This is a genomic window from Rothia nasimurium, from assembly GCF_928381705.1.
GTDB lineage: Bacteria > Actinomycetota > Actinomycetes > Actinomycetales > Micrococcaceae > Rothia > Rothia nasimurium_G.
This window is the reverse complement of the sequence record NZ_CAKMSR010000002.1, coordinates 212,612-236,529: the sequence shown is the minus strand read 5'-3', so window position 1 is coordinate 236,529 and position 23,918 is coordinate 212,612. Positions and strand designations below refer to the sequence as shown.

The 23,918-nt window shown below is 61.6% G+C and carries 20 protein-coding genes; 16 read left to right on the top strand and 4 right to left on the bottom strand.

All coding sequences use genetic code 11. The annotated features are described in order from the left end of the window. Positions 1-220 precede the first annotated feature (220 nt). The 4 genes from gcvH to L6762_RS02750 all read left to right on the top strand — a co-directional run bounded on the left by gcvH (position 221) and on the right by L6762_RS02750 (position 2,905). Positions 221-607 carry a glycine cleavage system protein GcvH gene (gene gcvH, locus L6762_RS02765; protein WP_237185456.1) on the top strand — a complete coding sequence of 129 codons (387 nt, stop codon included), beginning with the start codon at positions 221-223 and terminating at the stop codon, positions 605-607. 278 nt (positions 608-885) lie between these two features. Then, positions 886-1,326 (top strand): FHA domain-containing protein, encoded by a 441-nt coding sequence (locus L6762_RS02760; protein ID WP_237185455.1) that lies wholly within the window; start codon positions 886-888, stop codon positions 1,324-1,326. 2 nt (positions 1,327-1,328) lie between these two features. Continuing rightward, positions 1,329-2,084 carry a MerR family transcriptional regulator gene (locus L6762_RS02755; RefSeq protein WP_237185454.1) on the top strand — a complete coding sequence of 252 codons (756 nt, stop codon included), beginning with the start codon at positions 1,329-1,331 and terminating at the stop codon, positions 2,082-2,084. A gap of 227 nt (positions 2,085-2,311) precedes the next feature. After that, complete coding sequence (locus L6762_RS02750) at positions 2,312-2,905, top strand: MerR family transcriptional regulator (protein WP_185174822.1); 594 nt, start codon at positions 2,312-2,314, stop codon at positions 2,903-2,905. Between the two features lie 182 nt (positions 2,906-3,087). On the opposite strand, the gene L6762_RS02745 is transcribed toward L6762_RS02750, so the two are convergent. After that, a complete protein-coding gene (locus L6762_RS02745) occupies positions 3,088-3,903 on the bottom strand; it encodes a ParA family protein (RefSeq protein ID WP_237185567.1) in 816 nt (271 codons plus the stop codon). Between the two features lie 290 nt (positions 3,904-4,193). Between L6762_RS02745 and L6762_RS02740 the strand changes: the two genes are divergently transcribed. From L6762_RS02740 to L6762_RS02730, 3 genes are all read left to right on the top strand, one after another. Continuing rightward, positions 4,194-7,643, top strand: coding sequence for a pyruvate carboxylase (locus L6762_RS02740; RefSeq protein ID WP_237185453.1), 3,450 nt, complete (start codon positions 4,194-4,196; stop codon positions 7,641-7,643). Between the two features lie 166 nt (positions 7,644-7,809). After that, a complete protein-coding gene (locus L6762_RS02735) occupies positions 7,810-8,028 on the top strand; it encodes a hypothetical protein (protein WP_237185452.1) in 219 nt (72 codons plus the stop codon). 56 nt (positions 8,029-8,084) lie between these two features. Continuing rightward, positions 8,085-9,491, top strand: coding sequence for a mycothione reductase (locus L6762_RS02730; protein WP_237185451.1), 1,407 nt, complete (start codon positions 8,085-8,087; stop codon positions 9,489-9,491). A gap of 60 nt (positions 9,492-9,551) precedes the next feature. Here the strand turns inward: L6762_RS02730 and L6762_RS02725 are convergent, their stop codons facing one another. Beyond that, a complete protein-coding gene (locus tag L6762_RS02725) occupies positions 9,552-11,666 on the bottom strand; it encodes an AMP-dependent synthetase/ligase (protein WP_237185450.1) in 2,115 nt (704 codons plus the stop codon). A gap of 292 nt (positions 11,667-11,958) precedes the next feature. Here L6762_RS02725 and L6762_RS02720 point away from each other — a divergent pair, with 292 nt between their 5' ends. After that, complete coding sequence (locus L6762_RS02720) at positions 11,959-12,702, top strand: lysophospholipid acyltransferase family protein (RefSeq protein ID WP_237185449.1); 744 nt, start codon at positions 11,959-11,961, stop codon at positions 12,700-12,702. A 144-nt stretch (positions 12,703-12,846) separates the two neighbouring features. Further along, positions 12,847-14,208 carry a class II 3-deoxy-7-phosphoheptulonate synthase gene (locus tag L6762_RS02715; RefSeq protein ID WP_237185448.1) on the top strand — a complete coding sequence of 454 codons (1,362 nt, stop codon included), beginning with the start codon at positions 12,847-12,849 and terminating at the stop codon, positions 14,206-14,208. Positions 14,209-14,344: 136 nt separating this feature from the next. Here L6762_RS02715 and L6762_RS02710 read toward each other — a convergent pair whose 3' ends face one another. Beyond that, on the bottom strand, positions 14,345-15,808 hold the full coding sequence (locus L6762_RS02710) for a serine/threonine protein kinase (protein WP_237185447.1): 1,464 nt from the start codon (positions 15,806-15,808) through the stop codon (positions 14,345-14,347). A 107-nt stretch (positions 15,809-15,915) separates the two neighbouring features. On the opposite strand from L6762_RS02710, the gene L6762_RS02705 reads away from it, so the two are divergent. Then, on the top strand, positions 15,916-16,287 hold the full coding sequence (locus tag L6762_RS02705) for an Rv2175c family DNA-binding protein (protein ID WP_237185446.1): 372 nt from the start codon (positions 15,916-15,918) through the stop codon (positions 16,285-16,287). A gap of 87 nt (positions 16,288-16,374) precedes the next feature. On the opposite strand, the gene L6762_RS02700 is transcribed toward L6762_RS02705, so the two are convergent. Next, positions 16,375-17,487: a polyprenyl synthetase family protein gene (locus L6762_RS02700; protein ID WP_237185445.1), complete on the bottom strand. Its 1,113-nt coding sequence runs from the start codon at positions 17,485-17,487 to the stop codon at positions 16,375-16,377. Positions 17,488-17,613: 126 nt separating this feature from the next. Between L6762_RS02700 and dinB the strand changes: the two genes are divergently transcribed. The 6 genes from dinB (at position 17,614) to L6762_RS02670 (ending at position 23,875) form a co-directional block, all read left to right on the top strand. After that, complete coding sequence (gene dinB, locus L6762_RS02695) at positions 17,614-18,897, top strand: DNA polymerase IV (protein ID WP_237185444.1); 1,284 nt, start codon at positions 17,614-17,616, stop codon at positions 18,895-18,897. 143 nt (positions 18,898-19,040) lie between these two features. After that, the gene (locus tag L6762_RS02690) at positions 19,041-19,439 is read left to right on the top strand and encodes a DUF3040 domain-containing protein (RefSeq protein WP_237185443.1); all 399 of its coding nucleotides are present in this window, start codon (positions 19,041-19,043) and stop codon (positions 19,437-19,439) included. A gap of 301 nt (positions 19,440-19,740) precedes the next feature. After that, positions 19,741-20,175, top strand: a complete 435-nt coding sequence (gene mraZ, locus L6762_RS02685; protein WP_135011380.1) for a division/cell wall cluster transcriptional repressor MraZ — start codon at positions 19,741-19,743, stop codon at positions 20,173-20,175. A 47-nt stretch (positions 20,176-20,222) separates the two neighbouring features. Beyond that, the gene (rsmH, locus tag L6762_RS02680; RefSeq protein WP_272878681.1) at positions 20,223-21,218 is read left to right on the top strand and encodes a 16S rRNA (cytosine(1402)-N(4))-methyltransferase RsmH; all 996 of its coding nucleotides are present in this window, start codon (positions 20,223-20,225) and stop codon (positions 21,216-21,218) included. Further along, on the top strand, positions 21,215-21,898 hold the full coding sequence (locus L6762_RS02675; RefSeq protein WP_237185442.1) for a hypothetical protein: 684 nt from the start codon (positions 21,215-21,217) through the stop codon (positions 21,896-21,898). Before rsmH ends, L6762_RS02675 begins: the two co-directional genes overlap by 4 nt. Positions 21,899-22,021: 123 nt before the next feature. Continuing rightward, positions 22,022-23,875 carry a peptidoglycan D,D-transpeptidase FtsI family protein gene (locus L6762_RS02670; RefSeq protein ID WP_237185441.1) on the top strand — a complete coding sequence of 618 codons (1,854 nt, stop codon included), beginning with the start codon at positions 22,022-22,024 and terminating at the stop codon, positions 23,873-23,875. Positions 23,876-23,918: the final 43 nt, after the last annotated feature.

The following is a 23,918-nucleotide window of genomic DNA, read 5'->3' as shown; positions in this document are numbered from 1 at the left end:
CACCCCGCTTCCCCGGCGTAGGGAAGTGGGGTGGGGCGTCCTTTTTTATTTAAGAGAAAACCCGGTCGTTTCGGTGGCGCCCGCCACCAGCACCTGTACCCTGTGTCATATAATCGTTAGGTGAGAGCTCCTTCTCCCTCGTCGGAGCTCACCTCGTCGAGTTTCACGCACCTCGATCGGCACTCCCACAAAAGTCCCACGAAAGAAAAGGACACCTCCGATGAGCAACGTTCCTGCAGAACTCAAGTACACCAAAGAGCACGAGTGGGTCAGTGAACTCACCGCTGATGGCACCGTCCGTATCGGCGTCACCGACCACGCACAGGGCGAACTGGGCGACGTAGTCTACGTCGATCTGCCCGAGGTAGGCGAAACCATCGACGCAGAAGCAACCTTCGGCGAAATTGAATCCACCAAGAGCGTCTCTGACCTCTTTGCCCCTATTGCCGGTGAAGTTGTTGCCGTCAACGAAGACCTGGCTGATGCTCCCGAAACCGTCAACTCAGATCCCTACGGCGCTGGCTGGCTGATCGAAGTTCGCCCCAGCGACGCCGCAGACCTTGAGGGACTGCTCTCAGCCGCTGATTACGAGGCAGAAATCGCCTAAAAAACGGCTAGAACGCCCGGTTACGACCGCCTGCGAGGGCCGCCTTTTCTATGTGAAAGGGCGGCCCTTTTGCGTTCGGTAAAAATCAGGAAAATTTGGTGAGAGAACACGGCATGAACTGGGCAGAATAGGAGCGAAGTGGCTAAGATTAAACGAACGGTTCACTGTTTACCATTTTGTGACCTTGAACCGCTTACACCACACCACACATAACGTTTAGAACACAGGCACAGTACGGGCGTAGGCCCCGCCGCCCGAAGACATAAGGACGAGACCGTATGGCCCAGCATGAAGCACACCCGCCCACAAGCACCATCGCCATGGTAGCCCTGGGTGTATCCCAGTCCCATAACCCCACCGCCGAAGAACGCGACCTGCTGGCAACCCTGCCCGCCGGGTCGGCCGTCCTCATTGGTCTGGATGGCCAGTTCAAGGGCGCGCGCTTCCTCCTGAACCCCGAAACCGACGAAGATGGCGCTGACCTGCCCATCATCGCAGGCCGTAGCCCCCAGTCAGACATCTACCTGGATGACGTCACCGTCTCCCGCCGCCACGCCCTCTTCATCCCCAACGCGGGCAGCTTCATCCTGACCGATGCTGACTCCCTGAACGGCACCTACGTCAACAAGGACCGCGTGGACGAGGCCTACCTGCGCAACGGCGACGAAATCTACATCGGCAAGTTCCACTTCGCCTTCTACCAGGGCCAGGGGCAGTAACCATGGCTCAGGCTCACTCTGCTGAAACTGCTGGGGCAAAAAATAAGACCATCGGTCAGGTGCTCAGCGCCCTTGAAGGGGAATTTGAGGGCATTAGCGCCTCGAAGATTCGCTTTCTTGAAGATAAGGGTCTGGTGAGCCCGCAGCGTACCAATACCGGCTACCGCAAGTACTCCGAAGAAGATATTGAGCGCCTGCGTTTTGTGCTGCAGCTGCAGCGCGACCAGTACCTGCCGCTCAAGGTGATCCGCCAGCGCCTGGCTGACATCGACGCGGGGCTAGCACCCGCCCCCGGTAGCGAACCTGCCGAGGGGCAGGGGAGCGGGGCGGACGCGTCCGCGCAGCCGGGTGCCGAAGAGCTGCCGAGCGCCCGCCCGGCAGCCGAGGCAGAACCGGCCCGCACCTACACCCTGCGTGAGCTGGGCCAGGCAGCCGGGGTCGATATGCCCCTGCTACGTGAGCTCATGAACTACGGTCTGCTGGCAGACAACAAAGAAGAGTACGACCAGTACGACCTGGCTGTTACGAGGGTGAGCGACCAGCTCACCGCCCACGGCCTGCACCCGCGCCACCTGCGAGCCTTCCGGGCCGCTGCCGACCGCGAAGTCGACCTGGTTGAAACCGCGGTGGGCCCCCTGGCCCTGCGTAAGGACGAAGAGTCCCAGGCCCGTGCGGCCGAACTCGCCGGTGATATTGCCCAGCTGCTGCTCCGCCTGCACATGGCCCTGGTAGCCGGGAGTATGCCCAGCTTCGACTAACCCCACCTAACCTTGCGCGAGGGGCACCGGGTGAACGTGGTCTGTCTTAATGACCAGAACCACGTTAAAACGCCGGTGCCCCTGCCGACCGATTAACCGACAAAAGGGTGGCCGGGCAGGTAGGATAAGAGAGTCCATGATTAGTTCAAGGGAAGGAACCTCAAGCCGTGACACAGTACAACGGTGAACCTAGCGCTCCCGCCGCGCTGCGAGGCGTACCTGCCCCCATGGATCAGCCCCTGCTGGGCTTTGAAGATGTCATGCCCCGCACCTCACCGGTGGGTGAGCAGGGCGTCCTCTTTGACGACCCTGTTTCTCTGGTTGATGAAAACCTGGGCTACCGCGGCCCCACCGCCTGTAAGGCAGCAGGCATTACTTACCGCCAGCTCGACTACTGGGCCCGCACCCACCTGGTGGAGCCCACCGTCCGCTCAGCCCAGGGTTCTGGCTCCCAGCGTCTTTACTCTTTCCGCGATGTGCTCGTACTCAAAATCGTTAAGAGCCTGCTTGATACCGGCGTATCTCTCCAGCAGATTCGCACCTCGGTCGACCACCTGCGCTCCCGCGGCGTTGAAGACCTCGCCGGAATCACCCTTATGTCCGACGGTGCCTCGGTCTACGAATGCACCTCGGCCTCTGAGGTCATTGACCTGGTGCAGGCCGGCCAGGGCGTCTTCGGCATCGCTATCGGCCGTGTCTGGCGCGAACTGGAAGTATCGCTGAGCGAACTGCCCGGCGAAAGCACCGCCCAGGAAATCCAGGCAGAGACCGAGATCCACGACGAACTTTCGGCCCGCCGAGCCCGCAAGGCCGGCGCCTAAAGAACATAGAAAACTACCCCGCCTCGCAGATGTGATGGAGGGGTAGTTTTTTGCTGCGCTAACGGGGAGGGCACGGGCTCACGGCGAAGCTGTTGGCTGGGGCTGGCGTGAATCGCGCCTGAGCGAAGCGAAGCTGCGAGAGGGTCAACAGCAAGCGTGAGCTCCGTGCCCTCATATACGTCTTATTCCGTAGCTACATCGAGCAGGCCTGCCAGCAGCGCGGTGAAGGCGCTGGCGAGTTCCTGGGCTTCTTCTTCGGGCCAGTAGTGCACCGGGTAGGCGGATCCCTGAATGCGCTGGAGCAGGTGCGTCTCGGGCAGGATAGTCTCAGCGACCAGATCGCCGAAGAGCACCTTCATTTCCTCGATGCGGTAGTCGTGTTCGGGGTCGCCTGCGCGTACCTTATTGATCACGATGGAGGCTGACTCCACGGCATAGGGGGTATTGGCTTCGAAACGGGCGATAGCGCGCAGGGTGCGCTCGGAGCCCGCGACAGAGAAGAGGGAAGGCTCGGCGACAGACAGCACCCGGTCAGAGGCAGCCCACGCCATTTCAGTGAGACGGCCCAGGGTGGGCGGGCAGTCGATGAGAATCAGGTCAAAGCTCTCGCGCACAGGCTCAAGGAGGTCTGCCAGGCGGGGGAGCAGGGTGGCTGAGTCGAGCTGCTCTAGGGCGGTGAGACGGGCGGACGCGCGCCCAACCCAGGTGCCTGCGTCCAGTCCGGTGCGGGAGGCGTTGCCCAGGCTGCCGAGGGTAGCCCACGAAGCGGGGGTGAGCTCGTCCGCCAGGGAATAATCCGAAGGGGCGAGCAAGATGGTGCCCATGTCGGTGCCTTCGGCGGTGTTCACGCCGAGGCCGGTTGAGGCGTCCCCGTGGGGGTCGAGGTCGATGACGAGGGTGCGGAGCCCGCTGGCCTGAGCGGCAGAGGCCAGCCCCAGCACGACCGATGTTTTGCCTACGCCGCCCTTTAGGCTGCTAATACTTACCACGCTGCTCATTGCCACGAAAGCCTCTCGAATTCGGCGGATACACACTGACCTTCTATGCTACCCAACAGGGCAGGGGCCTGCCGCTAGGTGCTAGGGAAAGTCAGGGAAGCTCACAGCTCACACCCTATCGCGTGTAGTCATGCTCACAATAAAATCTTTTCGTTACGTCCCGCATCACAAAAAATGAGACAAAACCAGGTGCTTTAGGAAGTCTAAAGATATATTTGAGGTGTTCACACACGAACTGTGGCTTAGCCTCACCGCACCCCGCTGTGCTGGGTGGGGCGGAACGGAAGAAAATGTTTTCAAAGATTCTGGTCGCTAACCGCGGCGAAATCGCAATCCGCGCTTACCGTGCGGCCTACGAGCTCGGCGCTAAGACCGTCGGCGTCTTCCCCTACGAAGACCGCCACTCCATTCACCGTCAGCAGGCTGATGAGGCCTACCCGATTGGTGAAGAGGGCCATCCCGTCCGTGCCTACCTCGATGTTGAGGAGATTATTCGCGTCGCCAAAGAAGCCGGCGCTGATGCCATCTACCCGGGTTACGGCTTCCTCTCGGAGAATCCTGATCTAGCGCGCGCCGCCGCGGACGCCGGTATCACCTTCATCGGCCCCCCGCCGGAGGTTCTGGAACTGGCCGGTAACAAGGTTGAGGCTCTGAAGGCTGCCCGCCGTGCCGGTATCCCGGTGCTCAAGTCCACCGAGCCCAGTGCCGATGTTGAGAAGCTGCTGGCTGAGGCTGAAGAAATTGGCTTCCCCATCTTCGTTAAGGCTGTTGCCGGTGGTGGCGGCCGCGGTATGCGCCGCGTTGAGAAGCGTGAAGATCTGCGCCCCGCTATGGAAGCGGCTATGCGCGAGGCCGACACCGCCTTCGGTGACCCCACTGTCTTCCTTGAGCAGGCAGTACTGCGCCCCCGCCACATTGAGGTGCAGATCCTTGCCGACGGTGAGGGCAATATCGTTCACCTCTTTGAGCGTGACTGCTCCCTGCAGCGCCGCCACCAGAAGGTCGTTGAGATTGCCCCCGCCCCCAACCTTGATGAAGAGATCCGTCAGGCCCTCTTCCGCGACGCGGTCAAGTTCGCCAAGGAACTGGGCTACGTGAATGCCGGTACCGTGGAGTTCCTGGTTGATACCGCCGGTGAACGCGCTGGCCAGCACGTCTTTATCGAGATGAACCCCCGTATCCAGGTTGAGCACACCGTGACCGAAGAGGTCACCGACGTTGACCTGGTACAGTCCCAGATGCGCATTGCTGCCGGTGAGACCCTGGAGGACCTGGGCATCCGCCAGGAAGATTTGCGCGTGCGCGGCTTTGCCCTGCAGTCCCGCATCACCACCGAAGACCCAGCGAACGGCTTCCGCCCCGACGTTGGCAAGGTTACTTACTACCGCTCAGCCGGTGGCTCTGGCATCCGTCTGGACGGCGGTACCGTCTACACCGGTGCCCAGATTTCACCCCACTTCGACTCCATGCTGGTCAAGCTCACCTGCCGTGGCCGCACCTTTGAGGACGCCGTCCGCCGCGCTTCTCGCGCCCTGGCCGAGTTCCGTATTCGCGGCGTCGCCACCAACATCCCCTTCATCAAGGCGGTGCTCGAAGACCCCACCTTCCGCGCTGGTGACGTCTCCACCCCCTTCATCGATGAGCACCCCGAGCTGCTGACCAAGAAGCCCTCAGCTGACCGCGGCACCAAGGCCCTGCAGTACCTGGCAAATGTCACCGTGAATAAGCCCCACGGCGAGCGTATCGAGGGCCTTGACCCCCGCTGGAAGCTACCTGCCTTCCCCGGCGATAAGACCGAAGAGCCCTACCGCTCACCCTTCGACGCTTCTACCCACGAGCCCCCGGCAGGCTGGCGTCAGCGCCTGCTCGAACTGGGCCCCGAAGGGTTCGCCAAGGCTGTACGCGACACCAAGGAAGTGCTGATCACCGACACCACCTTCCGTGACGCCCACCAGTCCCTGCTGGCCACCCGCGTCCGCACCCGCGACCTGCTAGCCGCTGCGCCCGCAGTAGCCCACGTAACCCCCGAGCTCTTCTCAGTAGAAGCCTGGGGCGGTGCAACCTACGACGTCGCCCTGCGCTTCCTCTCCGAGGATCCCTGGGAGCGCCTGGCCCACCTGCGTGCGGCCATGCCCAACCTGCCCATCCAGATGCTGCTGCGCGGCCGCAACACCGTGGGCTACACCCCGTACCCCACCGAGGTCACCGACGCATTCGTCAAGGAAGCAGCCGAGACCGGCGTCGATATCTTCCGTATCTTCGACTCCCTCAACGACGTCTCCCAGATGACCCCGGCTATCAAGGCCGTGCGTGCCACCGGCACCGCAGTTGCCGAGGTCGCTATCTGCTACACCGGCGACATGCTGGACCCTGCCGAGCAGACCTACACCCTGGATTACTACCTGAACCTGGCTGACCAGGTGGTAGAAGCCGGCGCACACATCCTTGCCATCAAGGACATGGCCGGCCTGCTGCGTCCGGAAGCCGCCCGCCGCCTGGTTACCGCCCTACGCGAGCGCTTCGACCTGCCGGTTCACCTGCACACCCACGACACCGCAGGTGGCCAGGTCGGCACCCTGCTGGCTGCCGTTGAGGCAGGCGTGGACGTCGTCGACGTAGCAACCGCCTCCATGGCAGGTACCACCTCCCAGCCCTCCTTCTCCGCCCTGGTTGGCGCCCTCCAGTACACTGACCGCGCCCCCTCCATCACCCTGGAAGCTGCCTGCGCGCTGGAACCCTACTGGGAAGCCGTCCGCGCCATCTACAAGCCCTTCGAGATGGGCCTGTCATCGCCCACCGGTCGTGTCTACACCCACGAAATCCCCGGTGGCCAGCTCTCCAACCTGCGCGCTCAGGCAACCGCCCTGGGCCTGGGGGAGCGCTTCGAGGACATCGAAGACATGTACGCAGCTGCTGACCGCATGCTGGGGCACATCGTCAAGGTAACCCCCTCATCGAAGGTTGTTGGCGACCTCGCCCTACAGCTGGTTGGCATGGGCGTCTCACCCGAGGACTTCGAGAAGGACCCGCAGAAGTTCGATATCCCCGACTCGGTAATTGGCTTCCTCAACGGCGAGCTGGGTACCCCGCCCGCTGGCTGGCCCGAGCCCTTCCGTACCCGTGCCCTGGAAGGCCGTAAGCTCTCCAAGCCCTCGGTCAACGACCTGTCAGCCGAAGATCTGGAAGCCCTGAACGGGGACTCAGCCACCCGCCGCGCCACCCTCAACCGCCTGCTCTTTGCCGGGCCCACCCGCGACTTCGAGAAGGCCCGCGAGGAATTCGGCGACCTGTCGATTCTGCACACCCGCGACTTCCTCTACGGCATGATGTTCAAGCGCGAACACGTGATTTCGCTGGGTAAGGGCGTGCGCCTGATCGCAACCCTGCAGGCTATCTCAGAACCCGACGAAAAGGGCATGCGCGAGGTGATCTGCACCCTGAACGGCCAGCAGCGCACCGTCAACGTCCGCGACACCTCCGTGGAGTCCAACGTGAAGGAAGCTGAGAAGGCCGACGCTTCTAACCCCGGCCACATTGCAGCGCCCTTCGCAGGTGGCGTGTCTATCTCGGTCAAGCCCGGCGACGAAATCTCAGCCGGCGACCAGGTAGCCACCATCGAGGCCATGAAGATGGAAGCCTCCATCACCTCAGCGGTCTCAGGCACCGTCGAGCGCGTTGTCTACAACGAGGTCTCCCAGGTAGCTGGTGGTGACCTGCTGATCGTGGTCAACGTCAAGTAACCCCGTATCAGGAATACCCAAGGGGCGGACGCCCGCACCCGGCTTGCGTAAGCTGGGGCGGGCGTCCGCTCTTTTGCTCCCAGTAGGGACCAGAAAAGTGCCGATTGTATGCGCTGTGCAGAAGGGTTTGGGGAGGAATCTGGTCCCTACCTGTAGGCTAGGAAGCATGAACGTAACTCACCTGATAATTATTGGTTTTGGCGCAATCCTGCTGCTAGCTGGGGTTCTTGCCCCGCAGGGCGGCTGGAATATCTATGTGATGATTCTGGGCTTCCTGCACATCGTGGTCGGTAACGTGCTGGTTTTCCGCCAGATGCAGAAGAACTTCCGCGATAACGCAGAAGCTGCAGCACAGGCACGCAGTGGAGCTGACAGCCGGGAATGAAACATTAGCCTATCCCGTTGAAAACCACAGACATACCCCGCACGAAAGGTAGCCCCATGAGCTCACCCCGCCACTACGACCTCATCATTATCGGCTCTGGCTCCGGTAACTCCCTGCCCAACGAGGACTACGAGGGCAAGAAGATTGCCATCATCGACGGCGGCCGCTTCGGCGGTACCTGCCTCAACGTGGGCTGTATTCCCACCAAGATGTACGTCTACCCGGCATCTACCGTTGCCCGCGCCAAGGACGCTGCCCGTCTGGGCGTAGAGCTAGAGCACAAGCACACTGCCTGGCGGCAGATTCGTGACCGAATCTTCGGCCGTATCGACGCTATTAGTGAGGGCGGGCTGGCCTGGCGGAAGTCCCTTGAGAACGTGGATGTCTACGAGGAGTACGCTAAGCTGACCGGCCCCCGGAGCGTGGTTACGGCGTCCGGCCTTGAGTTGACCGCTGACCAGCTGGTGCTGGCTACCGGCTCCCGTGTTACCCTGCCCCAGGTCCCCGGTATTGACCTGCCCCAGGTGCACACCTCAGATACCGTCATGCGCATTGATGAGTTGCCCGAGCGCGTGGTGGTCATCGGCGGTGGCTTCATCGCAGCCGAGTTCGCTCACGTCTTCTCGGGTCTGGGCGCTCAGGTGACCCAGGCTGTGCGCTCAGACCGTCTGCTCCGCAGCCACGACGATACCATTGCCGAGATCTTTACCCGTGAGGCCGCCCGCCAGTGGGACCTGCGCACCAACCACGCCCTGAAGGCTATCGAGGCTGCCGACGACGGGTCTGTGACGGTGGTATTTGAGGACGCCGGTGAGCGGGTTGCCGTGCCCGCTGATCTGGTGCTGGTGGCAACGGGTCGCACCCCCAACTCCGATACTCTCGATGCTGCCACCTACTTTGATGTGGATGAGCGGGGCCTGGTGCAGGTGGATGAGTACCAGCGGGTGCTCTCCGGAGGCCAGCCGGTCAAGGGCGTCTGGGCCCTGGGCGATGTGAGCTCCCCCTACCAGCTCAAGCACGTGGCGAACGCCGAGATGCGCACCGTGCAGTGGAATATCGTGCACCCCGACCAGCTACGCGCCACCGACCACCGCTATGTGCCCGCTGCTGTGTTCACTCACCCGCCCATTGCCGCTGTGGGCCTGACCGAAAGCCAGGCGCAGGAGCAGGCTGCGGCTGAAGGGTTTGAGATTACCGTCAAGGAGCAGAAGTTCGGCGACGTAGCCTACGGCTGGGCTATGGACGATAGTGAAGGTGTCTGCAAGCTGATCGCCCGCAAGGATACCGGCGAGCTACTGGGTGCCCACCTTATCGGTGAGGAGTCACCCACCCTGATTCAGCCCCTGATTCAGGCCATGAGCTTTGGCCTGAGCGCCCGCGATATGGCCCGCGGCCAGTACTGGATCCACCCGGCCCTGACCGAGGTCGTGGAGAACGCACTGCTGGGGCTTGAACTCGACTAGCCTGTAACCCACCTAACGCACGACCCCCGCTCCTGATAACAGGAACGGGGGTCGTGTACTTTACTGAGAGTCCTTTTCTGCCTCGGTGACCTCTACCCAGTCACTAGCGGCCTTCTCAACCTGCTCGTCGGCATCCGAGCTGCTGGCGGCGTCCTTGTCCTTCGCTCCGGGTAGGGGAGCGACCTGCTGGATCTTATCTGCCAGCTCGTGCAGCTTCTGCCCCTGGGTTTCGGTGAACTCCTGAATCTTCTCAGCCTGCACAGCCTTGAACTGGTCCCATTTCTCGGTCTGCTCGGCACGCAGCTCCTGAACACGCTCAGCGGTATGCGCGGCGGTCTCGGTCACGGTGGACTTGGTGCGGTTGTACATATCTTCAACATAGGAGTTGAAGTCAGCCAGCACCTGCTTGCGGCGCACCTTCATGGAGGGGGTCAGGTGCCCCTCAGCCTCGGTGAAGTCCTTATCAAGAATGCGGAACTCGCGGATAGACTCGGCCCTCGACACAAAGGCGTTGGCGTCGTCGATGAACTTCTGGATAGCCTCACGGACGCGGGGGTTGGTGGAGGCCTCCTTGAGGGAGAGGGTGCGGGGCAGCCCGATGCGCTCGAGCTCATCGGGCAGGACGTCTGGGTCCAGGGTAATGAGTGCCGAGATGAAGGGCTTCTCGTCGCCCACCAGCATGGCCTGGGAGACGAAGGGGGACTGGCGCAGGCGGTCTTCGGCGGGTACCGGCATGACGTTCTTACCGCCGGCGGTCACAATGATTTCCTTCTTGCGGCCGGTAATAAAGATTTTGCCGTCATCGTCGATACGGGCCAGGTCGCCGGTGCGGAACCAGCCGTCCTCGGTGAAGGCCGCAGCGTTCTCTTCGGGGTTGTTGAGGTAGCCAGAGATAAGGCCGATGCCCTTGAACTCGAGTTCGCCGTCCTCAGCGATACGGGCAGAGCCACCGGGAATCAGGGTACCCACGTTGCCGATATCAAAGTTACGGATGCGGCCAACGGCCAGGGGCGCGGTGGTCTCGGTCAGGCCGTAGCCCTCAACGACCTCGATGCCCACAGCGTGGTAGAAGTGGCCGTAGTGGGGGGCCAGACGTCCGCCGCCGGATACCGCGAAGCGTACCTTGCCGCCCATGGCGTTGCGCAGCTTGGAGTAGACCAGTTTGTCGTAGAACCTGTGCTGCAGGGTGAGGGTGCGGGTCATCTTGCCCGCAATCTTGGCCTGGGACCACTTGATAGCGACGTCCACTGATCGCTGGAAGAGCTTGGCGTTGACCTTGCCGCCCTTTTCCGCCTTCTTGATAGCTCCCTCGTAGACCTTTTCAAAGACGCGGGGCACAACCAGCAGCATGGTGGGCTGGAAGGACGCCAGGTCGGTGGAGAGGTTCTTGATGTTGGGGGCATGGCCTACCGTCAGACCCGCGTCGAAAGCCAGTATCTGAATCAGGCGACCCAGCACGTGGGCCAGGGGCAGGAAGAGCAGGGTCGAGTTGGTCTCGTTGGCAATCTCAGGGATGGTGAGCTTGGTATTGGCAGAGAGACGGACGAAGTTACCGTGGGTAATCGGGCAGGCCTTGGGGCGGCCGGTGGTGCCGGAGGTATAGACGATGGTGGCCACGGTATCGAGGTTGGCGAGGGAACGGCGTTCTTCGACATCCTCGTCAGAGATAGAAGACCCACCGGAGACCAGGGTGGGGAGAACCGAATCTTCGATGACCCAGACGTCCTTGAGAGCATCGAGGGAGAGCTCCTCATCGGTGAGCTCACGAGCCTGCCCAATGACGTCTGCCAGTTTGCTGTTCTCAACGAAGACAGCCTTGGCGCCGGAGTGCGACAGGGCCCAGGCAGCCTGGGCAGGAGATGAGGTCTCATAGACGGGTACAGATACAGCGCCCGCGTACCAGATAGCGAAGTCAATCAGGGTCCACTCGTAGCGGGTACGGCTCATAATGCCAACGACGTCGCCTGCCCCAATACCTGCTGCCATAAGGCCCTTAGCCAGATCAATGACCTGACGGCGGAAGTCCTTGGCGGTGACAGGCACCCAGTTGCCGGTTGATTTCTGCACCCGGTAGACCAGAGGATTGCGGCTGTCCTGAGCGCGGCGTTCCACCATGTCGGTGATGTTGACTGCCGGATCAACAGTAACAATCTGGGGGGAGTGAATTTCTTTCACGGTGTTACCTTGTCTCTAACGGGCCCCGGCGGCGGGGGAGGGCTAAGGTGCGCTGGCGACGATGCCGGGCACGCGGTTCTTCCTGGCCATTTTACAGCCCGCCCCCGGCTAAAACCCCACTTTTTGCGGGTGTGACGCTCTGAGGGGAATAGCTTCACCTCGTTGGGGAGGGCTTTGTAACTCCTGTTTCTGAGCTGGTCGCCCTCGGGCATACAATATGTAGTGGAAAGCCGCTCGCTGACTGCTTTAGCCACGAGACCCCTGACATTGCTCTATCGCAAGGAGAGACACCATGTATATGCAGCTACGCACCGTGCTCAAGCCCTTCTTGCAGCGGGCCTATCACCACGAGGTTGTGGGGGCTGAAAATATCCCGGCAGCAAGCGGCGCTATTTTGGCAAGTAACCACGTGTCTTTTATTGACTCTATTTTCTTGCCCCTTGCGGCACCGCGTCAGGTGTTCTTCTTGGCTAAGTCAGATTATTTCACTACGCCAGGTGTTAAGGGGCGTGTGATGAAGTGGTTTTTCACCTCGGTGGGCCAGCTACCTATTGACCGCTCCGGTGGCGCTAAATCAGCTGAATCTCTGGCTGCTGCCGTTGCCGCCCTGCGCGAGGGCAAGCTCGTGGGTATCTACCCCGAGGGGACCCGTAGCCCCGATGCTCGCCTCTACCGGGCCAAAATTGGTGTGGCCCGCCTGGCTCTGGAGGCCGGCGTCCCCATTATCCCCGTTGCCCAGTTCGGTAACGAGGATGTGCAGGTGCCTGGCTCCAACCGCTTGCGCCTGCGGAAGGACGGCAAACCGATCCGGGTGAAGACCGTCATCGGTGAACCCATCGATGTGACCCCCTATATGGGGCGGGACGACGAATGGGCTGCCCAGCGGGAACTGGCAGACCTGGTTATTGAGCGGATTAGCCAGATGACCGGCCGCCCCATCACCCCGGTCTATGCGGCCGACGTTAAGAAGCTTATGACGGCTGAAGGAATCAGTGCGGACGAGGCCACCAGTCGTCTGCTTGAAACCCGCTCCTAGCTCGTCCGCTCCCGTTCTAAGAGCTGTATGTCACATGGTGGACACAGCTTTGAACCCTACACCTAAGCCCCAATACTTTTGAATAAGAGACAAGAGCCTAACCCTCAGCTAGGCTCTAGCGACCATATACAAAGGAGTCACCCCGTGACCAACCCCGGCGCCGTACCCACCCCGAACGACTTCCCCGAACTCGAAGAGTGGCGCTCCCTGCACATCGACCAGCACCCCCAGTGGGCTGAGCACCTCGACTTTACTGCCGTCATCAATGAACTGAACAGCGTTCCTCCGCTGGTTTTTGCCGGTGAGGTTGACCAGATGCGCGCCGACCTGGCTCGCGTTGCTGAAGGTGAAGCCTTCTTGCTGCAGGGCGGCGACTGTGCCGAAACTTTTGCTGGTGCTACCGCCGATAAGATTTCAGGCCGTGTGCGCACCCTGCTGCAGATGGCCGTTGTGCTGACCTACGGTGCCTCTATGCCCGTGGTTAAGATGGGCCGTATGGCAGGGCAGTTCTCTAAGCCCCGCTCATCGAACGACGAAACCCGTGACGGCGTCACCCTACCCTCCTTCCGCGGTGAAATGGTCAACGGCTTTGACTTCACCGAAGAATCCCGTGTGCACGACCCCAACCGTATGCTGCGCGGCTACCACACCAGCGCCAGCACCCTTAACCTGATTCGGGCCTTCACTAAGGGCGGCTTCGCTGACCTGCGCTCGGTGCACTCCTGGAACAAGGGCTTCACCTCCAACCCTGCCCACGCCCGCTACGAGTCCATCGCCGGTGAAATCGACCGCGCTATTAAGTTCATGGAAGCCTGCGGCACCGACTTCGGCCCCCTGAAGACCACCGACGTCTACACCGGCCACGAGGCCCTGCTGCTGGACTTCGAGCGTGCCATGACCCGCGTTGACTCCCGCACCCACCTGCCCTACGACACCTCCGCCCACTTCCTTTGGATCGGTGAGCGTACCCGCGGCCTGGACGATGCCCACGTCAACTTCCTCTCCAAGGTTCGCAACCCCATCGGCGTCAAGCTCGGCCCCACTACCACTGCCGACGACGCCATGGCCCTGATCGACAAGCTGGACCCCAACCGCGAGCCCGGCCGCCTGACCTTCATCACCCGCATGGGCGCCGGCAAGATCCGCGAAAACCTGCCCGCCATCGTTGAGGGCGTGCAGAAGGAAGGCGCCAAGGTCGTATGGGTCACCGACCCCATGCACGGTAACACCATCTCCGTACCGTCCGGTTACAAGACCCGCCGCTTCGATGACGTCATGAACGAGGTTCAGGGCTTCTTCGAGGTGCACGAGGCCCTGGGCACCTTCCCCGGCGGCATCCACGTAGAGATGACCGGCGACGACGTTGCTGAATGCTTGGGCGGTTCTGACCCCATCGAAGAAGCAGCTTTCGCAGACCGTTACGAGACCCTCTGTGACCCGCGTCTGAACCACCAGCAGTCCCTGGAAATCGCCTTCCAGGTCGCTGAGTACCTGGCCCGCCGCTAAGGCCCAGGCCCACAGGGCACAGAGCAAGCCGCCGTTGCCTGCCTCTTGAACACAGGTTTCAAGAGCAGGGCTACGGCGGCTTTTTCTTTGTGTGGCTTCTAGACGGGCTCTAGAGCCGGGCAAGAGCGGGCGGGTGCTAGAGAATAAGGCTGGCCAGCCACCAGCCCACAAAACCTGCGGTCACAAAGCCCAGCAGTATCAGGGTTAGGATCAGGGCCAGGGCCGCTGGGGAGAGGGGTGGGCGCCACCTCTCAGCCGGGGTACGCCGCTGCGCGTCAGTCCACTGGGCGGGGTCGGTGGGGCGCGCCGAGGCCGCTTGCGGGGCGGACGCGGGTGTGGCGTCCGCGCGCTCGCTACGGTAGGCGGCAGCCCGCTGCCGGTTATAGCCGGCCGAGATAGGGGGGTGCTCGACCACCGCTGGGTCCTGGTCAGCTTCATGCTCAGAGAGCTGGGCATCGAGGACGGCCTGGGTTTCGGTCTTGGGCCCAACCCCGGGGAAGCCGGTGGGGGCATAGACCTCAACGGGGGCGTCCGCGGCAGAGCGCACAGCCTGCTCGTGTTCGCTGAGCGGGCCAGAAGAACCTGCATCGAGTAGGTCATCGGCGGCCCCAAAGCCGGTGATAGCGGTCTGCCCGTGGCGTACCCGCCCCGACTGTTCGGCGATGTCGGCGACGTCCTCCCAGAGGGTGGTAGTGGGCTGGTCTACCTGATCTAGGCGGTAGCCCTTTTCCTGCTCGCTGGCGCGGGCCTCAATATCGCGCAGGGCCCGGTAGAGTTCGGTGGCGTCCTGGGGGCGGTCGCGGGGGTTGCGGCGGGTGCACCAGCTCACCACACCCGCGATATCGGACGAGATGCCCTCAGCCAGGTGGGTGAGCGAGGGAATGTCGGTGTTCATGTTGTGGTAGAGCACCTGCTGGTCGTTATCGGCCCCGGCGAAAGGCATACGGCCGGTGAGCATGCGGTACATCATCACGCCCAGGGCAAAAATATCTGCAGGAGGCCCGACGGGTGAGGCAACGTCGAGAATCTCGGGAGCCACAAAGGAGGGGGTGCCCATGAGCTGGCCGGTTGCGCTCTGATCGGCCCTGCGCGTCAGACCAAAGTCGGAGAGCTTAACGCCCTCTGTATCGGCCTCTAAGAGAATGTTTGCGGGCTTGATATCGCGGTGGATCAGGTGGTGGGCGTGCACCTCAGACAGGCCCTCAACCGCAGGGATCATGACATCGAGCATCTCGCCCACCGACAGCACCGGGCGCAGCTGCATGAGTTGGGCCAGGGTGCAGCCGTGCACGTATTCCAGCACCAGGAACATGACCTGCTGGCCGTGCACCAGCTCGGTGCCCTCGTCGATGACGCCCACCACGTTCTCGTGCTGAATCTTCTTGAGTGCCGAGCCCTCCCTAAAAAACTTCTGTTGCTGGGCGGGGTCGGTAGAGAGATGGGGGAGTAGCACCTTGAGCGCCACCGGGTTATCTGACCACAGGTCAACCGCATGGTACACCTCGGCCATGCCACCGCGCGCAATCAGGTGGCCCACCTCAAAATGGCCCTTGAATATCACCCCGGTCAGCCAGGGGGCAGCAGAGAAGTCATCAGTCATCCTCACCATTGTACGGGCGGCCCCTGGGAAGAGGCCGAAAACCCGCCTTAGGAGCTCCCGGGCGGGCTTGCCTACCGATTCCCCGGTTTCTGGGGCACAATGGATAGGTGACTGATGAAAAAACTACACCCGAAGTAATTGCTCTGGTTGGCGACTGGCTGACCATCCCCGATATCGCAGAAGCCCTTGATCTCAAGGTCACCCGCGTCCATAACCTGCTGGCTGACGGAACCCTGCTGGCCGTGCGCGACCCCGAAACCGGCGTCCGTAAGGTCCCCGCTCTTTTCATGCGTGAAGACCGCGTGCTTGAGCCCCTCAAAGGCACCCTGAGCGTACTGGCCGATGCCGGTTTCACAGCAGAAGAAGCTATCGTCTGGCTCTACACCGCTGACGAGACCCTGCCCGGCCGTCCTATCGACGCCCTGATTGACGGTCGCAAGACCGAAATCCGCCGCCGCGCCTCGGCCCTGGCCTGGTAAGGCTTTTAAAGATTTAGATAGAGAACAGCAGGCTCACACTCCGGTGTGAGCCTGCTGTTCTCTTACCTGATAGATGCTAGTGCTGCTCTAGAAGGAGCGGTGCAGGGCCTTGGCCGCAATGGCCCGCAGAGCCTGCTGCACTGACGCTTCGAGGGTGAGGGCCTCAAGGGTAGCTAGGGCCTCGTCCCCCTTGGCCTGGATCATCTCTTCAACGGACTGGAGGGCACCGGAGTCTCGCATGAGGTCCTGGAGCTCTTCGATGGTTTCTGCCCCCAGGGCAGGGGAGCCCAGGGAGCCTTCGAGGAAGGCCCGCTGGTCGGCAGAAACCTTCATCGCGGTAAAGGCCGTGAGGACGGTGCGCTTACCCTCACGCAGGTCATCGCCGGCAGGCTTGCCGGTGGTTTCTGGCTCGCCGAAGACCCCCAGCACGTCATCGCGCAGCTGGAAACCCTCGCCCAGGGGCAGGGCAAAGGCCCGGTAGCCATCAAGCAGCGCAGAGTCCTGGCTGTGGGGCAAGCCTAGCCCCAAGGCTCCGCCCAGGGCGATGGGGTGCTCGCAGGAGTATTTAGCGGCCTTATAGCGGATTACGTTCTTGGCCCGTTCAAGGGCAACTTCTGGCTCTTCTTCGGGAACGACTTCGCCCACAATATCGAGGTACTGGCCGGCCATGACCTCAGTGCGCATCAGGTCAAAGATAAAGCGGGCCTCACTGGCGGCGGTGAGCTCAGGAATAGACGAGAACACCATTTCTGACCACGACAGGCATAAATCGCCGGCCAAGATAGCGCTTGAGACCCCGAAGGATGAGGGGCTGGTCTTATAGCCCAGTTCCCGGTGCATGGCCTCAAACCGGCGGTGCACACTCGGGGCGCCCCGTCGGGTATCGGAGGCATCTATAATGTCATCGTGAATCAGGGCAGCGGTCTGGAAGAGCTCAATCGCCACACCCGCCCGAACGATGGACTCGGTCACTCCCGCTCCACCTGCCCCGCGGTAGCCCCAGTAGGCTAGCAGCGCCCGAAGGCGCTTACCGCCGGTAGAAAGGGCGCGGACGGACTCCAACAGGGGCAGGGTCTCAACCGAGACGGTCGCCATAAGTTCCTGCTGGGTATCAAAAAAGCGGCCCATTTCGGCTTCGAGAGCCTCAAGGTAGGCTGCGGACTCGTCGGGGCCGGTAGCGGGGGCTGGCTGGGGGGTCATGACGTCCTTGGGTCTGGGGATAGCTCTGCACACCAGTCTAGTAGATAGGGGCCTGCGCCTGGTCAAAACGTACCTGACTGGCTAGGATAAATTAGAACATAGTTTCGATAGATGGGGGTGGGGTTCATGGGCCAGCAGTCTACTCAGGGTGTGCGTGCGGATGCCCCTGCCCGCATCATCATGCACCTCGATATGGACGCCTTCTTTGTCAACGTTGAACTTCTTTCCCAGCCTGCCCTGCGCGGGCGTCCGCTCATCGTTGCCCGCAACTCGCCGCGCTCGGTCGTCCTCTCCGCCTCCTACGAAGCCCGCCGCTACGGGGTGCGCTCAGCCATGCCCCTGGCCCGCGCCCGCCAGATCTGCCCAGCTGCCCTGCTGCTGGAGCCGTCCGCCCACTACCGCAGCTACTCGGCCCAGGTCATGACTATCTTGGGAGCTATCACCGACCGCCTAGAGCAGGTCAGTGTAGATGAAGCTTTTCTGGATATTACCGGCGCCGTCCGTGCCCAGGGGAGCCCCGTCGACATCGCCCAGCAGGCCCGCGACCGCATTAAAACCGAGCTGGGCCTACCGAGCTCCGTAGGGATTTCATCGAGTAAATTCGTTGCCAAGATGGCCTCAGCCGGTTCCAAACCCAACGGCCTCTGGGTGGTCCCGCCCCACCGGGTGCAGGAGTTCCTGGACCCCCTGTCGGTGGGCAAGCTCTGGGGCGTCGGAGCTAAAAGCGCCGCCTACCTTGAGGGGCTGGGCATTCATACCGTTGCCCAGCTGCGGGAATGCGACCTGCCCTGGCTCCAGGGTCGCTGCGGGCAAGCGGCAGGCCTGCACCTCTATGAACTAGCCCGCGGCATAGACCGCCGCGAGGTCACCCCCGAGCGCATCGAAAAATCAATCGGAGCCGAACATACCTTTACCACTGACCAGACCGATGTCGAAGCGATCGCTGCCGAGCTCTACACCCTCTGCCTGACCGTAGCCCGCAGACTGCGGGCCGCCGGGCGGCAAACCCGAACCCTCAGCCTCAAAATCCGCTACTCGGACTTCGAAACCCTCACCCGCTCCTGCCCCCTACCCCTTGCAACCGTATCTGGCCGCGTCATGTTCGACGCCGTCATTGCCCACCTCAAGCAGCTCGAAGTTTTACAGGCGGACGGCTCCTCCCATCGGCCAATACGCCTGCTCGGCGTGCGCGCAGAAAAACTTGAAGGACGGGACGCCGGTGTGCAGATGCAACTCTTCACCCCAGGCTCACCAGGGGCGGCTCACCAGGCTGCCCAGCCGACCCAGGATTCCCTTGCCGAAGAATGGGAAGAAGCGGAAAACGCCATGGACACCATCAACGCCCGCTTCGGTGCCAAGGGCCTCCTACCCGCTAGCCTGCTCACTCCTGGCAGTCGAAAACAGCAATGAAATGCAAGGTCATTTTCAGGGAGCAGCTAGGCTGCCCTCAAGAGCAACCGGTAAGATGGGGAGACAACCTGACGCGCGCTCGCACATAGGCACCCTGCCTCATTCAGCGCGTTGGGGCTCACCGCACAAGCTAAGGAGACACCATGGCGCTTTCAGAACGGGAACAGGAACTTCTTGCCCAGCTCGAAAAGCAGCTCAACGAAGACCCCGCCTTCGCGTCAACCATGACCGGCCCCCAGCCCCTGGTGGCTCCCGCTGTTACCTCTTCTCCCCGCAACCTGGTCATTGGTGCCCTCGTTGCCGTTGTTGGCCTGGGCGTTATTATTGCCGGGGTATCCACCAAGATCATTCTTCTCGGCGTTCTTGGCTTCGTGCTAGCCGCCGCCGGAGTCTACTTTGCCACCACCGCCCCCAAGGGCGCGAAAGCTACCGGTGGTGGAGCGTCCGCCCGCCCAGCCACCTCAAAAGCTAAGGGCAATTCCCGCTTCATGCAGAACCTCGAAAATAAGTGGGACGAACGCCAAGGCGGCTCCCGTTTCTAGTCTCCTTCCCACCCCTATACATTAACCGCCCGGTTTGTGCCGGGCGGTTTTTTGTATGCCTTCAAAGTTATATACAGAGCGGCGGGCTGGCCTCAGTGAAAGGGGCCGAGATGGGCCCCTGTAGCAGAATCGGTCGCAACCGTCATATTCCGTGTGAAAACACTCAAAAACCCGGTAAAAATTCCGTATTTGGTACATTCGGTGGGGCGTAGTGGAGTAAAGTGGAGGGGATAGAACAACACTGATGTAGTTTCCCCGCTTGCTAGGGGGAGCACAGGCGACAGGTAGAGGCGGTGGTGCCATGTTCCTCGGAACCCACACCCCGCGTCTGGACGCCAAGGGGCGCCTGATTCTTCCCGCGAAATTTCGCGAGCAACTAGAAGCAGGTCTAGTGCTCACGCGCGGGCAGGAGCGCTGCCTATACGTCTTTACCATGACCGAGTTTGAGCGCATCCACGAACAGCTGCGCACAGCTCCACTGTCGTCAAAGCAGGCGCGAGACTACATCCGAGTTTTTCTATCGGGGGCCTCAGACGAGGTGCCCGATAAGCAGGGGCGAATCACCATACCTCAAAACCTCAGAGACTACGCTGGGCTAGAAAAAGACCTCACGGTCATCGGCGCAGGCTCACGAGCAGAAATATGGAGCACCGAAGCCTGGGAGGCCTACCTGAAAGAACAGGAAGAAGCTTTCTCCGGCACCGACGATGAGATCCTGCCAGGGCTCATGCTCTAACCCCAAAAGACAGCGGACCACAAAACCACCAACGCGAGGAGCACCCCTTGACTCAGGTAGAGAACCTCTCACCCGGCAAGGACGCCAAAGACAGGCACGTGCCGGTCATGCTTGACCGCTGCCTCGACCTCCTCGCGCCCGCAATTTCCCGCCCCGGTGCCGTCGTCATCGACGGAACCCTGGGCATGGGCGGCCATTCTGAAGCTATGCTTGAGCGCTTCGAAGACCTCACCCTCATTGGTATTGACCGGGACCTCATGGCTCACAAGCTCGCCGGTGAGCGCCTGGCCCGCTTTGGCGACCGCTTCATCCCCGTACACGCCGTGTACGACGAGATTCCCCGCGCTATGGCAGAAGCCGGCGTCACCCAGGTCGACGGCGTGCTCTTTGACCTGGGCGTATCGTCCATGCAGCTCGATGAGCGTGAACGCGGCTTCGCCTACTCCTACGACGCCCCGCTCGATATGCGTATGGACAACACCGAGGAGCTCACCGCCGCTATCGTGGTCAACACCTACGAAGAAGCAGAGCTTCGCCGCATCATCCGCCAGTGGGGTGAAGAAAAATTCGCAGCCCGCATTGCCTCCCGTATCGTGGCGGCCCGCGCCGAGCGTCCTTTTGAGACGACCGGCCAGCTGGTCAAAGTAATTCAGCAGGCCGTGCCCGTAGCCGCCCAGCGCAAGGGCGGCCACCCCGCCAAGCGCACCTTCCAGGCCCTGCGCATCGAGGTCAACCACGAACTCGATGCCCTAGAGCGTGCCATACCGGCAGCAATCGACGCCCTCAACCTGGGCGGACGCTGCGTGGCCATGAGCTACCACAGCCTAGAAGACAAAATTGTCAAACGAGCCTTCACCGCCCGGGCCACCTCCAGCGCCCCCAAGGGCTTTCCCGTTGAGCTCGAAGAACACAAACCCGAACTCAAAATCATTACCCGCGGTGCTGAACCCCCCACCGAGCAGGAAATTGAAGAGAACTCGCGGGCGGCGTCCGCAAAACTGAGGGCAGCAGAAAAAATCAAGACACCAAAGGCAACACGATGAGCGCGGAACCCCGTTTCCCCACCTCAACCGACGAGGGCGGGCAGCTGAACAAGCCCCGCCTGTCTGTGGTGCGCGATGAACCCCAAGAAGCAGCCCCCGCCCGCCGTCCTCTCTCACGCTCCCGGGCCCTGCGCGCTACCTCCAACCGCTGGCGCGTCTTCGTGGCCCTGGGCGCCATGCTCGTTGCCCTGCTCACCGTGCTGGTGCTGAGCATCGTCATGGCCTCCCGCCAGTACGACCTGGTTGAGCTACGAGCTCAAGAGCAGGCCCTCATCCAGCAGAATGAGGCCCTGGCCCAGGAAATCGAATTCCACCAGGCCCCCCAGGACCTGGCTATCCGCGCAAGCCAGCTAGGGCTGGTAGCTGCCTCTAGCCAGGCCACTCTCGACCTGCAAACCGGTGAAATTACCGGCACCCCCCTGGCTGCGGTTGAAGGCGAAGCCGCAACAAAGAACCTGATTGCACCCCCTGCCCTGGCCGACACCCAGGCCTACGAAGAGGCCAGCGCCCGGGCCGAGGAACAGCGCAAGAAGGAAGAAGCCGAAGCCAAGGCCTCAGCAGAAGCATCAGCCAGCGCGGCCGCTTCAGCAAGTGCCCAGGCCTCAGCTCCTGCCAGCGCCTCACCCGCGGCCCAGACCTCAGCCCAGCCGTCCACTGCGGCGAGCGCAGGCGGTCAATAGCAAGCGCGTGATACGGTGCCTGCCTCAGTGGTGGGCACCTGTTCGCGTTCTGAGCCAGCAGGTAACCTCGGGCTAGGCAACCGGAGGTAAGAGTGAATCACAGCAGAAGAGAAATAGGGGACGATGAGCGGCACTGAGCAGAACGAACCCGTCCAGGGCATCAAACGCACCGTAGGGAGGCGTGGCTTTATCGCGGGTACCCTGGGTATCGGTGGCCTGGGCGTCGTGGGCCTGCGCCTTGCCTGGTTGCAGGGTCTTGATTCGAACGGTCTAGCCGATGCTGCGAAAGCCCAGCGTACCCGTAAGCAGACCATTCCGGCCCTGCGTGGAGAGATTCTCGATATTAACGGCAACGTGCTAGCGCGTAGCGTGCAGCGCTACAATATCACCGTTGATCAGTCTGCCGTGGCTAACTTTAAGCGCTACACCGAGGAAAGCCGTGACCCGGTCGAAGTGACTCCCACCGAGCTAGTGTATGAGCTGGCCGATATTCTTGAAATGAGTGACGCCGATGTGAAGGCGGCGCTCGATGGCGACCTCAAATACAAGATTGTGAAGGAGAACGTTACTCCTGCGATCTATAACAAGGTCGATGCCCTGGGCGCTCCCTATATTTACGGTGAGATTCTGTCTGATCGTAAGTACCCCAATGGCCAGGTAGGTGGCTCGGTGGTGGGCCGCTTTAGCATTATTGAAGAAGCCGTGGACGGTACCAGCGGCGAGACCCGCCAGGTGAATAACTCGGTGGGTATTGAACGCACCATGGGGGAGTACCTGGCCGGTATTGATGGCGAACGCATCTACGAAATTTCAGCCGACGGCATCCGCATCCCTATCGGGGATGAACAAAACACCCCCGCCCAGGACGGCAAGAGTGTGCGCCTGACCATTAACCAGGATGTACAGTACTTTGCCCAGCAGGTGGTCAAGGCCCGCGCTGAGGAGCTGAAAGCCGAGTGGGGAACGGCTATTGTGATGGACGTGCGCGACGGCTCTATCCTGGCCCTAGCGGATTCTTCGACGATGGACCCCGGCGCTGAGCGCTTTGAGCTAGCCGATATGAACCCCCGCGCTATCACCCAGGTTTTTGAGCCTGGCTCTCCCGAGAAGATTTTGACCATTGCTGCCGTCTTTGAAGAGGGTATCGCTGAACCTGAGACCGTTTACGATGTGCCTGCTGAGCTCGAAATTGACCAGCAGACCATTACTGATCCTTTCGTGCACCCCGCCCAGAAGCGCACTGTTGCCGGTATTATTGCTGACTCGATGAACACCGGTACCGTCATGATGGGTAGCAAGCTCACCAAGGAGCAGCGATACAACTGGCTTAAGAAGTTTGGCATGGGGGAGTTCACCGGTATTGAGCTAACCGGCGAATCCCAGGGCCTGGTCAGTGACTGGCGGGACTGGGATATCCGCCAGCAGTACACGGTTCTCTTTGGCCAGGGCGTTGCCCAGTCGGCCCTGCAGACCTCAATGATTTTCCAGGCTGTGGCGAATAAGGGGGTTATGCTCAAGCCCCGAATTATTGATGCTGTGATTGATACGGACGGCACCGAGGAAGTCCGCGAGGTCGCTGAAGGTACCCGCATGGTGAGTGAAGAAACCGCCCGGAAGACCCTCCAGGTCATGGAAGCTGTCGTGTACCAGGGTCGTGGTGCGAAAGGTGCCCAGATTAACGGTTACCGGGTTGCCGGTAAGACCGGTACCGCAGAAAACGTGGGTGAGGGTTCTAGTACCTATGACGGTTGGGCTACCTCATTTGTGGGGGTCGCTCCCACCGAGAACCCCCGCTTCCTGGTCTCGGTAACCATGCACCGTCCGCAGACCACGGCATCGGCTGTTGGCCTGGCCAACGCTACGGCCCAGTTCGCGGAGATTATGGAGAAAACCCTGCACATCTACAATGTGCCGCGTTCCACCACTGAGCCGCAAGAGACCCCTAAGTTCGCTGAGGGCCACGACGAAAACGGCTAAAGTAGACCCTACTAGCACCCGCGCCCGAGGGCGCACCTCAACG